Source organism: Pseudoalteromonas sp. Hal040, assembly GCF_037162425.1.
In the GTDB taxonomy this organism is placed as follows: domain Bacteria; phylum Pseudomonadota; class Gammaproteobacteria; order Enterobacterales; family Alteromonadaceae; genus Pseudoalteromonas; species Pseudoalteromonas gelatinilytica.
Window position 1 is genome coordinate 400,990 of the sequence record NZ_JARLUU010000002.1, and the last position, 14,243, is coordinate 415,232.

A 14,243-nucleotide genomic window follows, 5' to 3' on the forward strand; every position below is an offset into this window, starting at 1 on the left:
GGAAAAAAACTAGCACACTCAGTAACAACACGCTTAATCGCATTAAATCACCTTTTGAAGTTTTTCATGTAGTACAGGCGGCGAAACAAACTGCATTTCTTTATTCTCTATATTAACCGCAACTTGGATAGTCGTTGCTTTGGTTAACTTTTTACCTGTAGCACAATCAGTGATTACGTAATCGATACGTAATCGTGTTTCATATTCTTTTAAGTATGCATCAACGCGGATTTTTTGTGTGAACAAAGCTGAGCCGACGTACTTAATATGCATGTCAATAATCGGCCACGCATAGCCAGATTCTTGCATTTGCACATAATCATAATCAAACAAACGCAGTAATTCGCACCGCGCGACTTCTAAATAGCGCGGGTAATTACCATGCCATACCACATTCATTGGATCGCAATCATGAAAAGGAATTTCAATCTCAACATGAGTGCTCAACAACGAGCCTCTACTATGCATATAAACTCCAACGTTTTGTTTGAATAGCGTCAACCGTAAAGCGAAGAACAGCCTCTAGAGGACGGTCTTCATCAAGCAGCGGGAAAAACTCGCTAATGTCTTGATACATACTTTGTACATCACTGGTTAAACTGGCAAATTCAAGCTCACCGCTATTAATACGTAAACGCAAACCTTGAATACTTGCAAGCAAGGTACTTGCAACCACTTGCTCAGTAAGCTGCAATATACGCAAACAATCTCGTGCAGCGATGGTTCCCATGCTCACTTTATCTTGGTTGTGACACTCTGTTGAACGAGAAAACACACTTGCTGGCATGGTTAGTTTTAATGCTTCAGCCGTGTATGCACTGGCACCAATTTGTACCGCTTTAAAACCATGGTTAATGTAACGACGTTCATCATTACTCGCCGATAAATTAGAAGGCAAACCATTGTTATAGCGCGTATCAACTAAGGATGCGATTTGTCTGTCGGCTAAGTCGGCTAAATTAGCAACAGCAGTTTTCATGCTATCCATTACCATTGCAATATGACCGCCATAGAAGTGACCACCATGCAGTACGTGCTCACCTTCACCATCGATGATTGGATTATCATTTGCCGAATTTAGTTCATTTTCAATCATTTGCCTAAACCACGGCAAACTATCTTGCAGAACACCAATCACATGTGGAGCACAGCGAATTGAATACCTATCTTGTAAGCGGTCAGCATTACGCGGGTGTTCTACATGGTTTAAGTCTCCACGGATCCATGCAGCTACTTGCTGCTGCCCTGGATGTGGCTTCACCGAAAACAAAATATCATCAAAGTGATGACTGTTACCTTTTAATGCAAGGCTTGCAAGGGCTGTTATACGGCTGGTCAGTTTGGCTAGATAATCAGCTCTATCATAAGCAAGACATGCCAAAGCTGTCATAACGGCCGTGCCATTCATGACTGCCAGCCCTTCTTTCGGGCGCAGCTTTAATGGCTTTAAGCCAAGTTCTTGCATCACCTCTAGACTGTTTTTAATTTCGCCTTTGTAATAAACATCTCGCTCGCCAACCATAGCACCAGCTACATACGAAAGCGGCGTTAAATCACCACTGGCTCCCACTGACCCTTCTTGCGGGATCACCGGTACGATATTGTGATTTAAAAAGTCACGTAATAAATTCAACATCTCCCAGCTAACGCCAGAATACCCTTGCGAAAGCGAGGTTAAACGGGTCGCTAAAATAGCGCGCCCTTGGGCTTGATTAAACACATCGCCAAGACCACAACCATGGAATCGAGTAAGATGCAGTGGTAACTCATTGACTAAATCAAGTGGCACTTTTACGGTTACCGAGTCGCCATAACCTGTGGTAACGCCATATATCACGCCATCATCTTCAAGCAACTTATCTAAAAACGCGACGGCGCTGTCTATTTTATTCGCAAATTGACGGTCTGATGTTAACGCTACAGCACCTTGCTCTAATGCAATATGAACAATATCTTCGATTGATAAACGCTGTTGGCCAAATACGGTAGTCGAGTGCTCTGACACCTTAGTTCTCCTTGTTTTGACTACGAGACACTTGCTCGTCATTTTGCCAAAAATCATAAAAATTAAACCATTGATACGGATAGGCCGCAGCATAAAAACTGAGCCTTTGCGCATAATCGCTAACAATTTGTTGTAATGTTTGTTGCCTCGTTTTACGGGGTAAAACGAGTTTGTCGGCGTATTTTTCAAAAATCACGCGGTAACATGTTTCGCCATTTGGTTTTTTATCTTTTAAACAAAACAGATGAAACACTGGGCAATCTAACAGCGCAGCTAAAATAAATGGCCCTTGTGAAAAAGGGGCTGGCTTACCTAAAAAGTCCGCTTCAATAACTCTTCCTGCGGTGGTGGTACTGGTTCTGTCACCGACAATCACCACAATTTCACCCTGCTCTACTTTCTCTTTGAGCATAATTGCCATATCTGGGCCAAGATCGGTTACTTGAATGAGGTTTACCGCGACATCCGGATTAATACTTTTCAGTAATTTATTAAACTCAACCGCATGATGTGTAAACACTAATACATTAATCGTTTTACTGTTTCGGTGTTGGCTAAGGGCCCTACATACCTCTAGGTTGCCAAGGTGCGAGCCGATAAAAATAGCTCCTTGCTGTTGCTCATCAAGTTGTTTAAAAAGGGCTTCGTTAGTGTAAAGAATATTATGTTGATGAATTCGCCCAAGCCAGGCATCTATTTTGTCAAAAGCGCTGTCTGCAAAGCAGCGAAAATGACGAAAGCTATCGCGCCAAGTAACAGCTTTGCTATTGCCATTCACCTTACGCGCTTGGGTTAAGAATGCATGAGACGCTTGGCGGGCAATTTTGCCAGTTAAAAACAAATAAAATACCACCGGAAACAACACCAACCACAAGCCTTTTCGGCCAAATACCCGATAACACACAAGCAATATCTGCATGCCTAAGCGATTGCCTCGTTCTTGCATTTTTGACCAGTGCTTTACAGCCATTAGCCAGCCACCTTACGCCAAAGTAACTTAGGTGAGCGTAGCAACATGCCAAAGAATAAACGCGTATGCAGCCACGAAATTCCCACGTTATCATGTAAAGCTCGAAAGTGAGATACACCATTTTCAGGGTAAATGACCTGGGTTGGCAAAAACGTGACCTTAACACCTTGCCAATAAAGCCTGACTAAAATTTCAATATCAAAGTCCATGCGCTTGCCAAGTGTTTGTCTTGTCATTAAATGCTCAACGGCTGCTAAGGGATAAACCCGAAAACCACACATTGAATCAACAATATCAAAGCTGAGCGTTTCTACCCAAACCCAAAAATGGGTGATGTAACGACTCAAATAACGATGCTTAGGCACGGAGCTATCATAAATAGGACAACCACTGATCACCTTGTTAGGTGATGCATTGCTCAGTTCAATCAACTTACTAATATCGGCTAACGAATGCTGGCCGTCGGCATCAACCTGAATGGCATGGCTAAACCCTTGCTGGTAGGCAGCCATCAACCCAGTTTGAACTGCGCCACCCTTACCTTGATTTTGAGCATGGTGAATCAAGGTTAAGAAATCGTACTGCGCGTCAAGCTCTGAAAATACTTGCTTGGCATCTGCGTCACTGCCATCATCAACCATGATTATCGGCAGCTTTAACGCTTTTAGCTCATCGAGTACTGCAGCGATAGCATGGGTGTGATTGTAATTAGGAATAACAATACAAAACTGGTTCATGGCTTAATCACAAAATACAATTCGACCAGACGCATGCTGGCCTTTGTCCGATTGATAGCTAAACAAACATTTACCTTTTGCATTGCGCTCAAGAGTTAGGTTTACCGTCATATCGGGGGTTGTTACTACCTGAAACTTTAACACTTCTAAATCTTGTACTAGTTTGCCAAAACCCAAATATTGCTGAGCATATTTCACTGCCCAATCCAGCTGTACTACGCCTGCTAAAATTGGCGCATCAGGAAAGTGGCCGCGAAAATAATCTAAATCAGCCGCAATGGTTAACGCTAAACTCACGCTAGTTTCTGTTTGTGATAAAACGGCCACCTCTGGGGTTACGTTATTCAGGCTTGGCAAAATACTGCTCCAATGTTTTTAAACTTAATTTAGCTTGGCTGTTAAAAGGAAGTGCATCGATATAGCGCCATTTGCGTGGTAAGCAAATACGTTCAAAGCGGTTTGAGAGGTACGCTTGTAAAGCGCGGTTAACTGCCAGTTTACCCTGCTGTTCAAGCTCCTTAGTAGCCTCATCACTGAGTACAACCACCGCGCCAATTTGCACGCGCTTAGCTGGAATAACCACCACTTTTACTTCTTTTACCCAGTCATGGCTTTGCAGATAACTCTCAAGCTCATCTAGATTCAAACGTTTTTCTTCAATTTTTATCGTTCTGTCTATACGGCCCAACAGTTTAAATTGACCATTTTTATGAACGAGTGCTCTATCATCTAAAGGGAAATTCGATTGCTCTAAAATCGCAGAATCTAGCATCAAGCGCCCTTCATGATTCAACGACAAATAATTACCATTAAACGGCTGCCATGGTACATCAACCGCTGCCTGTGTAACTTGTCGATAAGCAATACCGCCGGTTTCGGTACTACCAAATACTTGGGTAGCAGGGCGAGCTAACTGGTTAAATAAAGTTTCGGCATGCTCATTATTGAGTGGTCCACCAGAGGAAAAAATCCACTTAATTTTGTCGCGCTCAGGAATTAACACGTTATCAGCACATAAACGGCCGAGTTGTGCAGGGCTTGAAACGAGCGCTGCATAACGAATATTTTCTAGCCTTTGCGCAATATGTTCAGGATACTGAATTTGTTCACTATCAATAATATGACCTTTCGCCAACGGCCATAATAAGCGAAACAATAAACCATAGATATGCTGATGCGAAACGGTTGCTAAAAACGTAAATTGACGAGGTAAGTCAAATGACATTGATAATACTGCAAGCTCTCGGTTTAGTACCCGCCACGGTTTTACTATCGGTTTAGATTGTCCAGATGAGCCTGACGTATAAAAAATAACAGCTGTGTTTGTTGGCCATTGTAAACGGTTAGTTTGTAAAGGCGTGTGACCAAGACTATGTTCAAGGTTGGTAAATAGCACATCGTCATCGATATTGGTCGCATCGCCGGCAAAAAAAGCAGACTGAGCAAGCAATAAACTTAAAGTTTCGTGCTGACCATTAGGTGGCAGAATAACATTATGACCACTACACGCTAAAGCAAATAAGCGCACTGCAAATTGGTAGGTATCGGGGTGAAATAACACTACATGGCTGCCAGCTTTCAATGCTGTGAGTTTACTTTGATAAGCCGCAATATCAGCAAAAAACTGTGTATGTGTTATTGGCTGTCCTGCAACAACAAATGCAGCGTCTGGGTGAAATTTCAGATTACTCGCTACCATTACTTTTAACCTTTTGTCTAACAAGCCATTCCACAAGGCCTAAGAGAGCTATCAGAATATAGGCTATTAATCCGTTATACAGTGTCCATGTCTGTAACGAAGTAAATAGGCTCGTGTATAACGCAATACTGCCATTAATAATAAAAAACGCGCACCAAATTTTAGTAACTTGGCGCGTGTAATTAACCCCTTTTTCATCAAGCTCGGGCTCTTTAATTCGAGCAAAGCTTTCGATGACTGTTGGGCCACTTTTCAGCGAATAAGCAAAGGTTACTGCCATTACCGTATTAATAATAACGGGGTAAAGTTTTAAACCCAGATCACTGTTAAAAAACTGCGTTGTTGCTAATGCGATAATAGCCAAAATAGAGGCTGGCTTTATCCATGGCATAGATTTCAGTAACTTTTTGCTAAGTAAAAGCCTTAAGCCTAACAATACCATTAGTACCAAGCTCACTTGTCTTATTGAGATAAGCTGTAATCCAAAATACACAATAAATGGGTATAAAGATAAGCATACTAAGAGCAGTGTTGTGGTTATCGCTTTGAGCATAGTAATGTTGTTTATGAAACGAGTTTTTCTACTTCGTTTACAACATCTTGCACAGTACGCACTTGCTTAAATGCATCTGGCTCAATTTTCTTACCAGTAATTTCGCGTAGTTTTACAACTAAATCAACAGCATCAATGCTATCAAGATCTAGGTCTTGATACAGGTGCGCATCTAGGCTGATATCATCAGCATCGATCTCAAATTCATCTACTAAAATGCCCTGTAAAACGTTGTAAATGTCAGCAGCGGTTTTCATGCTTATTCCTACTTCTAAGTCTGTATTATGATTGGTGTTGGTTAATAAATTCTGCCAATGCATCTACCGATGCAAAATGGGCTTTTGTTTGTTCTGAGTTTGCGTCAATTTTAACGTTAAACTCTTTTTTAATGGCTAAGCCAAGCTCAAGCGCATCGATACTATCTAGGCCTAAACCATCAACAAACAAAGGTTGGTCATTTTCAATATCATCCACGGTAATATCTTCAAGATCTAAGCTGCTAATGATTAATTGTTTTATTTTGTTCTTTAGTTCAGTCATAGGTGCCTGAGTTCCTCTGAAAAGTAATGTTGCAAATCACGGGTTAATTGTCGCGCTTGCATGGCGGGTTGTTCATTATTAAATGTGTTGTCAAACGTAAATGGGTCAGTGGCAAAGCGCATCTCAAAATGCGCTTTTGTTGCGGCAACGCAATACCATGGTGTGCCTTTGGTCAAAGTACTGGGTTTCATACTAATCAGCACTGAAGTAATTGGGGCTTTACAACGCGCAGCAATATTCGCGACGCCACGCTTAAATGTTAACTGTTCACCTGGGGTTGTGCGGGTGCCTTCAGGAAAGATAATCAGGTTATTTCCAGCAGCGAGTGATGCTTCACAATCATTCAGTAACTCTTGTGGGTCTTCATTACTAATATAACCTGTGCCTTTAATTACACCGCGCATAAATGGATTTTTAAATAAGTGTGCTTTGACCACGCAGTCAGCATTTTTAATCACAGATATCAGCACCACAACATCAATTAATGAAGGGTGATTGGCAAGTACTAACTGCCCTTTAAGATCATGAAATTTCTGTTTATCTTGCACAGAAAAATGGATAGCACCAGTGTAATGCATCAAGGCAACAAAGAATTTAAAACTATAGTGAACCGTTAAACGGGCTTTTTGCTTACGTTTCGCTTGGCAAGGTTCAAATAAACGTTGTAAAGGCAAAACCAACAAAGTGAGTACAATACCGCCAAAGCCAAATACAGAAAAACAAAACCCGGTTGCCAGTACCCGCCAAATTTTATTCAACTTAATGTAAACGTTAGTCGCCATGGTACTGTAGCATCCAAGCTGATTGTTGATGTGAAAGCAGCGATTGTGATCCTTTGCTTGTTAAAGCAGCTGCTAATTGCAAACTCAGTGGTAAACACGAGTCACTTTGAGTATGTTCTGATTCAGGAAGTTTTGTTAATTCAAAATACGGCTTACCGGCCTGCGCTGTTGATAATACGAACGATACACTATGAGCAATTTGTTGCTCGTCGCTAAATGGTAAGTATTCATCAGGTAATACACTTTCGGCATGGGCAATTAAAATTTGCTGCTCTACACCACTATGAACACGAGCAAAACCATCAATCATGGCTGAAATAATGCTGTCTTGGCCACCAGCGATAGCATTCATTGGGGCTTTGTTTTTTGCAATAATCGAAAATAATCCGGTTGCAGCATTATGTACACTCAAACCAAATGCGGTTGGAGATAGCGGTTCTTGTTCGACGAGTGAATGTAACAATTGCGCTGTTTTTGGTAAGTCGCCATGACGAGATGAAAAATTAACGGCTAGCTGCTGATGCTCGCCTTGCGCTTGATGCATAGTATGAAGCGCCATTTTCATAAACGGGCTTAAGCGGCGGCGCTGCATCGGTGCAACCCAGCTTAAATCAAGGTCAGCAATATTGAGATGGCTTAATTCTGCTATTTGTTGCTCGGGTGCAACCCATAAACACAAATTATCAACAACAAATTTCACAAATATTATTCTTATAACGCCAAACGATTGCTAATTTTACCTATTAGCTACAAAAAAGTAAAACAATGGTGCTTAATTACAGCCGCAATTAAGCACTCATTCATTTTTATCGTAAAATAACGTCTTTTTCGGTTAAAAGTTGTGCTTTTTCACCAACTATATCAGCAATATCAAGTTCGTTAATGTAACCTAAACCGATCTCTTGCTGTGCACGTGTAAGTGGCACATAAGGAAGACGGAACACAGGATTTACCGCGCCTGTCATCATCAGCGCCGTATTGATTGCAATTGGATTAGGCTCGCAGAATAACCAGCCCATAAGTGGCTGTAGTTTTGCATTAAGTGCATCATTTTTTTCATCCATCAACTGACGGAATAAGCCAGGGATGATATTTGATGTAACCGAGATAACACCGTGCGCATTATGAATATGCCTTGCATCATGCGCTTCATCATCGTTACCTGACCAACAAGCAATGCCTTGCTGTTCATAATGAGCAATACGCTCATTGCCACCGCACTCTTTTACACCGATAAAGTTTTCGTGCTTCGCAAGTGGCTCAATGATATCGGGTGTTAAATCTTGGCCTGTACGACCTGCGACGTTGTAGATAAACGCAGGACCAATATCAAGTAAACGGTTAAAGTGCTCTTTCACACCCGCCAGCGACGTACGCCCATAATATGGGTTTATTTGCAGGGCTGCATCCATACCGGTGGCAAAACCATACTCGGTTGCTTTAATTGCTTCACGCGTATTGTTGCTACCTGTATTACCAACAATTAATAAACGGTCCGAGAATTTGCTAACACTGTGAGCAATTAGCATTAAGTGTTCTTCCCAATTCATTAATTGGCCTTCACCTGTGGTCCCACCCACAATGATGCCATCAACACCAGCTGCAATTTGCTGCTCAACAAGGTCGTCATAACATGCAAGATCAATTTCACCATTAGTTAAATAAGGTGTTTTTATAGCGGTGATCAAACTTGCTTGTTTAATTGTTTCTAGGTTGCGCATAACTTTTTTAATGTTTGGAAAATTTGCGCTAGTTGTATCATAAACACGGGCATTTTCCGAGTAGTGTGATGCAATAAATAAAAATACTTGAGAAAAAATCAAAGTTAAGCCAAAATCAAACACTGTATAAATTAACAGTGTTTATTGTGAGTATTTGATAATGCAACTTTCAAAATTTTTGGCAACCTACTTTTATACTACCGAAGAGCTGTGCCATACCCTCTCAATTGATGAGGAAACGCTATCGGCATGGCAACAAAGTAGTTTATTTCCAAAACCGAGTTATTGTTTGCAGAGCCAATTAGAATGCAGCTCGTATTCGGGCATTTATCAATGCGAAGAATATCAAGACTATTACCCTCGTGGTGCCGCTAGTTGGGGGCAATTAATTATCAAACATGACATAAGCTCATCCTGCCAAGCGTTTAATTATTTTGCTCAGCAATATTCAAATCAACTCAGTAAGCTTGCTGAGCAAGGCTTTGCTATCGATGAAGAATTATTTGGCAGTGAAATTGACGAGCACTTACAGCAAGTTTGGCAACAGTTTTTATGCAGTAAATACGGTGTGCTCACACAAAATGGCTTAGTTGAAGAAGCCGTACAGCTCGACGTAGCTAAGTTATTAATTGATGATATTACTGAACTACGCACTAAAACAGGTTTAAGCGTAGAAGAGCGCCAAAGCTTACATAAGGCACTCAAATTAATGAACCGCGCGTTAAGCCATGGTACGGGCAACGAAGGTAAAAACACCTTGCGCCATCGTTATATTGATGATGTCGTTGCAAAATACGACCTATCGGTAAAATAACTGCTCATTTTGCGCTTTAAATGAAGCGCAACTGAATAACCGCACAAAGTTACAATAGTGTTTATTTTGTTATAAATAGGTTAATACAATTTGCTACTTTTGTTTTGTAGGTTTTCATCTACTTGATAGATAGATTGGTCTAGTTGAGTTATGTGACTTGTCATATTTGTTGTTTTGACACTTCGCAATAACTCAATTCTTCCAAACTAACTAAATCAAAATACAGGATGAAAAGATGAAACCTTTTCCAAGACTAGGCCGCTTAAAGGCGACCTACTTAGCCATGCTCGGCTTATCGATTGCCCAGCCAGTAGCGGCAGAAGAATCCTTCGTTACACAACAAAGTAAAGCGGATGCTCTTACATTCACGTTGATCACCGGGGATAAAGTGTCAGCCGTTGTCAATAAAGACGGCAAGTTAGGCGGCATTCGCATGTTAGCTTCAGATGGCTCAGAGCCGATTACAAGTATTTTCAAGCGTGGCAACAATACGTATGTTGTTCCTGCTCAGGCACAAGCGCTAATTGATTCTCAAGCGATTGATTTAGAATTATTCAACATCAATAAATTGTATGAATCTGGCTACGATGATGCTTCAACAGATGCCCTGCCGGTAATTGTAGAATACCGCGATGGAACTCTGGCAGGTCCAGCCGTACCTAAAACACTTGCGGGGATGTCTTTAACAGATGAAATTGAGCTTATTGACAGTGCTGCATTTGCACTTAAAAAAGCAGATGTAGCACAAACATGGGCTGCACTTACAGCAGAAGCCGATGTTGAAGGCTTGTGGCTTGATGCAATGGTGCATACTCATAAAGTAACAAGTTCAGATACGCTAACACCAACCGTACCACTAACGGGTGCATATGGTGCATCAGCGATTAATTATACCGGTACAGGTGTAAAAGTTGCCGTACTTGATACAGGCTATGATATTGAGCACCCTGATTTACAAGGCCGTGTTATTGCGTCACGTGATTTCACATATTCATCTAACGGTGTTGATGATACCAATGGTCACGGTACACACACGGCTGCAACCGTTGCCGGTAACGGCCACGAATCAAACGGTAAGTGGGTTGGCGTAGCTCCAAACTCGGACCTTATCATTGGTAAAGTGCTTGGTAATAATGGTGGTGGTTCGACGCTAGGTATCTTAAATGGGATGGTTTGGGCAGTAATGACTGAACAAGCTGATATCGTTAACATGTCGCTAGGTGGTACGGCAACAGCCTGTGACGGCCCACTTGTCGATATGGTTGAAGCCTTAAGTGAACAGGCTTTATTCGTTATCTCTGCGGGTAATAGCTTTACGCGCGAGACGATTGGTTCACCGGGTTGTGCGCCAAGTGCATTAACTGTTGGTGCGATTGATCGTGACGGTAATACCGCATCGTTCTCTTCACGCGGCCCATCGCCAGATGGTCACTCAGCAAAACCGGATATTACCTCGCAAGGTGTGGCTGTTGTTGCGGCGGCATCAGGTGGCTTAGGTGATACGGCTTACCGCGTGTATTCAGGTACATCAATGTCTGCACCTCACGTCGCAGGTGGTGCCGCTATCGTAATGCAAGCGCGTCAAGATTTAACACCCCAGCAAGTGAAAGAAGTTTTAACTTCTTCCGTAACTGTAACCGATTCGCATGTACTTGAGCAAGGTGCAGGTCCGATGGATATCAACCGTGCTATCGATCAGGTTATTATTGCTCCGCCGAATAGAGAGCTTGGCTATTTCGGATTCGAAGAAAACAATGCGTTCACTGAAACCGCCGTTACGTTGAAAAACATTTCAAATCGCGATATTACACTAAAATTAAAGCTTGATTTAATTGGTGAAGACGGCAAAACACAGCTACCAGCAACATTAGCGGGACTTGATACTAAATCAATTACTATTCCAGCAAATGGTGACGCTGAGGTCCCAATGTGGATTGATCCCTCTGTCGCATTAAGAAAAGGTGCTTACGGTGCAATTACTGGCCGCATCACAGGTACTTCTACTGATAACACAAACGATCAGATTGTTGTTCCTGTCTCATTTTGGATAGATCAACCAACAGTATCACTCACAGTTAACTTAACAGACCGTTGGGGAAATCGTGCAAGTGCTCCATCAAAGGTATATCTAATCAATGAAGAAGATGACTGGGGTGAGCTTTTAAGACTAAATGGTGGTAAGGCGTCTACAAAAGTACCTGCTGGTTACTACACTATTATTGCCAACATCATGACATTTGATAACTCGCAATCAAATTCAGGGCTAGTTGACTCTGCAGCACAAATGGCGGTACTCAAGCGTAAAATTGACAGCGCAACAGTACTCGATTTAGATGCACGTACCGCACAGCAAGTAACGTTTAAGGCAGACAAGCCTCTGGACCCTCAAGGTTACTCTTTTGGCTTTACTTATGCGTTAGATGACGAAAAATCAGCTAAATTAGCAGCAATTGAATTGGCACCTGATTACGTTAGCAATATGTATGCATGGTCTCAAGGTCATGATGATCGTTTTCGCTCATTTATCACTACTCGTGCAGTTGCGCCAGAGACAACAGTAAAAATGCAAAATGGTGTTGAGTTTGACTACATCAAACAAGGCTTAGCACTGTCATTCCATGGTGAAGGCTCTGCTGAAGTAGTGCCTGTTGGTGATGCCGGTTATAATACAGATTGGAGCCAATTTGACCTAGAAGGCAAAATTGCCTTAATTGCAAATCCTAACTATCTAACGTCATACATGGTAGGGAATGCGATGCAAGAAGGTGCCATTGGTGTAATTTTCTATCGCCCTACACGCGCTGGCCGTTATAAAGGCACCATCAATGGTACACCCAAAATACCTGTAATTGGTATCAGTACTGAGCAAGGTGAAATGCTTATGGCTGAAATTGAAGCTGGTAATAACCAGGTTAGCTGGTCGGGTGTTGCAGCAGAGCGCTCACCTTATGCCTACTCTATCAATCATATTACGGATGGCCATATTCAATCTGGTCAAATCAACCTTGCTGAACATAAAATGCATAAAATCAATGCTTCATACCATTCGCAAAATGATGAGCGCCCGGCATGGACTGATGTTATGGCAATGACCAACAGTACAGGTGAATTCTACTCAACAGGTAGCACACAAATGATCATGCTACCTCACGTTCGTGAAGAGTATTACACTGCCACAACGAAGAATGCATGGACGAATATTGTCATGCCAAATTATCGTATTGAAAGCGCTGGTGCATACTTTGATGGGCCACGTGCTATGACTCCAGGTGTTGAAGAGACAACTACATGGTTTAAGGGCCCTCGAGCTGGTAGCTTAGGCAGCAGTGGTTCACCAGTAATTCGTCGCGATACAAACTTGCTACACTTTAATCTTGCATCTTTCGGTGATGCATCAAACCACGATGGCACGTTCGGCTACATGGGTAGCTCTGCTTTCGGTCTGACTGTTGATGGTGAACCTGTTTCACCTTACCAAGGTAGTCTAACCCTTGAACCGGGCTCTCATCAAATTACCTTAGAAATGCGATCTTATGCTCGCGGTGTCGGTGAGCGCTCTCCGATAAATGATAAGCTAGGTTCACTTTACCAAGGCTTTTATACATTTACGGCTGACGAACAGCAACAAGGTGTTCAGCCAATTTTAGTGCCAATGGTTGATTTACCAGTTGATATTAACAACAGCATGAAAGCAGGTGAAGCAGGTGAAGCAGCTCACGTTAAGTTAACAGGTTTACTTGACGGTGTAGGTGAAGTGGCGCTGGCAGATGTACAGTTCCAATATGCGTACGGCCAAGAATGTACGATTGCTAACGTGCCTGGTTATATCTATTGCCCTGTATCAACGAAATTCTCAAGCGAAAACTGGTTAGATGCAAAGGTTGAACACATTGACGGTGAATGGGTGGCTACTATCCCTAATACTGGCAACGTCGGTGACTTTGTCCATATTCGTACGATTGTTTCTGATTATGGTTCAAGCCAAGCTGAGCAAATTACCATGCGAGCTTACATGTTAGATTAATTAGTTAGCGCTAATCAGCAAAGCCGCCTTCGGGTGGCTTTTTTCATGTAAAAACAACATGATCAAGTATTAAGAATCTAAATGCTCGTACTGACCACGATACACTTCGAAAGTCTTCACAACGGTGTGTTGCTCTTTACTTAGATTATCAAACCAGGTATCGAAACGCTCATCATCATCTTGTTCACTCAGTGCTAAATACTGTGCCAACAACTCAATAATATCGTTGTGAGTACACGACAAGGTGTCTACATGATTTGCTAAAACAGAATGGTCTTTATCGCGAAGCGTGTTCATTACATTTTGATCTAGTTCTTCACGGCTAGTTTTATCATTCACTTCCATATCCCTCTTTAAAATAAGCACGCATACCTAGTTATAACAGCCTTATCGACAAT

General features: G+C 42.0%; 15 protein-coding genes. 2 read left to right on the forward strand and 13 right to left on the reverse strand.

Annotated features, from left to right (window positions below; genetic code table 11):
• Nucleotides 1–42: 42 nt before the first annotated feature.
• From P4S60_RS19485 to dapA, 12 genes are all read right to left on the reverse strand, one after another.
• On the reverse strand, nucleotides 43–468 hold the full coding sequence (locus P4S60_RS19485; RefSeq protein WP_337117168.1) for an acyl-CoA thioesterase: 426 nt from the start codon (nucleotides 466–468) through the stop codon (nucleotides 43–45).
• Complete coding sequence (locus P4S60_RS19490; protein ID WP_285220952.1) at nucleotides 461–2,005, reverse strand: HAL/PAL/TAL family ammonia-lyase; 1,545 nt, start codon at nucleotides 2,003–2,005, stop codon at nucleotides 461–463. The genes P4S60_RS19485 and P4S60_RS19490 overlap by 8 nt, the downstream gene beginning before the upstream one ends.
• 1 nt (nucleotide 2,006) lies before the next feature.
• A complete protein-coding gene (locus tag P4S60_RS19495; RefSeq protein WP_063707682.1) occupies nucleotides 2,007–2,975 on the reverse strand; it encodes an LpxL/LpxP family acyltransferase in 969 nt (322 codons plus the stop codon).
• Nucleotides 2,975–3,712 carry a glycosyltransferase family 2 protein gene (locus tag P4S60_RS19500; protein ID WP_063707684.1) on the reverse strand — a complete coding sequence of 246 codons (738 nt, stop codon included), beginning with the start codon at nucleotides 3,710–3,712 and terminating at the stop codon, nucleotides 2,975–2,977. The genes P4S60_RS19495 and P4S60_RS19500 overlap by 1 nt, the downstream gene beginning before the upstream one ends.
• A gap of 3 nt (nucleotides 3,713–3,715) precedes the next feature.
• Nucleotides 3,716–4,069, reverse strand: a complete 354-nt coding sequence (locus P4S60_RS19505; RefSeq protein WP_063707686.1) for an ApeI family dehydratase — start codon at nucleotides 4,067–4,069, stop codon at nucleotides 3,716–3,718.
• Nucleotides 4,053–5,411, reverse strand: coding sequence for a class I adenylate-forming enzyme family protein (locus tag P4S60_RS19510; protein WP_337117170.1), 1,359 nt, complete (start codon nucleotides 5,409–5,411; stop codon nucleotides 4,053–4,055). Before P4S60_RS19510 ends, P4S60_RS19505 begins: the two co-directional genes overlap by 17 nt.
• Nucleotides 5,398–5,964 carry a septation protein IspZ gene (locus tag P4S60_RS19515; protein ID WP_105173553.1) on the reverse strand — a complete coding sequence of 189 codons (567 nt, stop codon included), beginning with the start codon at nucleotides 5,962–5,964 and terminating at the stop codon, nucleotides 5,398–5,400. Before P4S60_RS19515 ends, P4S60_RS19510 begins: the two co-directional genes overlap by 14 nt.
• 11 nt (nucleotides 5,965–5,975) lie before the next feature.
• Nucleotides 5,976–6,221, reverse strand: a complete 246-nt coding sequence (locus P4S60_RS19520) for an acyl carrier protein (protein ID WP_054554554.1) — start codon at nucleotides 6,219–6,221, stop codon at nucleotides 5,976–5,978.
• Nucleotides 6,222–6,246: 25 nt separating this feature from the next.
• Nucleotides 6,247–6,504, reverse strand: a complete 258-nt coding sequence (locus P4S60_RS19525) for a phosphopantetheine-binding protein (RefSeq protein WP_054554555.1) — start codon at nucleotides 6,502–6,504, stop codon at nucleotides 6,247–6,249.
• Entirely contained in the window at nucleotides 6,501–7,286 is a 786-nt protein-coding gene (locus P4S60_RS19530) for a lysophospholipid acyltransferase family protein (protein WP_337117171.1), read from the reverse strand. The genes P4S60_RS19525 and P4S60_RS19530 overlap by 4 nt, the downstream gene beginning before the upstream one ends.
• A complete protein-coding gene (locus P4S60_RS19535; protein ID WP_105173554.1) occupies nucleotides 7,276–7,986 on the reverse strand; it encodes a beta-ketoacyl synthase chain length factor in 711 nt (236 codons plus the stop codon). The genes P4S60_RS19530 and P4S60_RS19535 overlap by 11 nt, the downstream gene beginning before the upstream one ends.
• A 106-nt stretch (nucleotides 7,987–8,092) precedes the next feature.
• Nucleotides 8,093–9,007, reverse strand: a complete 915-nt coding sequence (gene dapA / locus P4S60_RS19540; protein ID WP_063707789.1) for a 4-hydroxy-tetrahydrodipicolinate synthase — start codon at nucleotides 9,005–9,007, stop codon at nucleotides 8,093–8,095.
• Between the two features lie 160 nt (nucleotides 9,008–9,167).
• Here dapA and P4S60_RS19545 point away from each other — a divergent pair, with 160 nt between their 5' ends.
• Nucleotides 9,168–9,821 (forward strand): DUF6058 family natural product biosynthesis protein, encoded by a 654-nt coding sequence (locus tag P4S60_RS19545; RefSeq protein ID WP_063527485.1) that lies wholly within the window; start codon nucleotides 9,168–9,170, stop codon nucleotides 9,819–9,821.
• Nucleotides 9,822–10,056: 235 nt separating this feature from the next.
• Entirely contained in the window at nucleotides 10,057–13,845 is a 3,789-nt protein-coding gene (locus tag P4S60_RS19550) for a S8 family serine peptidase (protein WP_337117172.1), read from the forward strand.
• A 69-nt stretch (nucleotides 13,846–13,914) separates the two neighbouring features.
• Here the strand turns inward: P4S60_RS19550 and P4S60_RS19555 are convergent, their stop codons facing one another.
• Nucleotides 13,915–14,142, reverse strand: a complete 228-nt coding sequence (locus P4S60_RS19555) for a hypothetical protein (RefSeq protein WP_220095044.1) — start codon at nucleotides 14,140–14,142, stop codon at nucleotides 13,915–13,917.
• Between the last annotated feature and the right edge of the window lie 101 nt (nucleotides 14,143–14,243).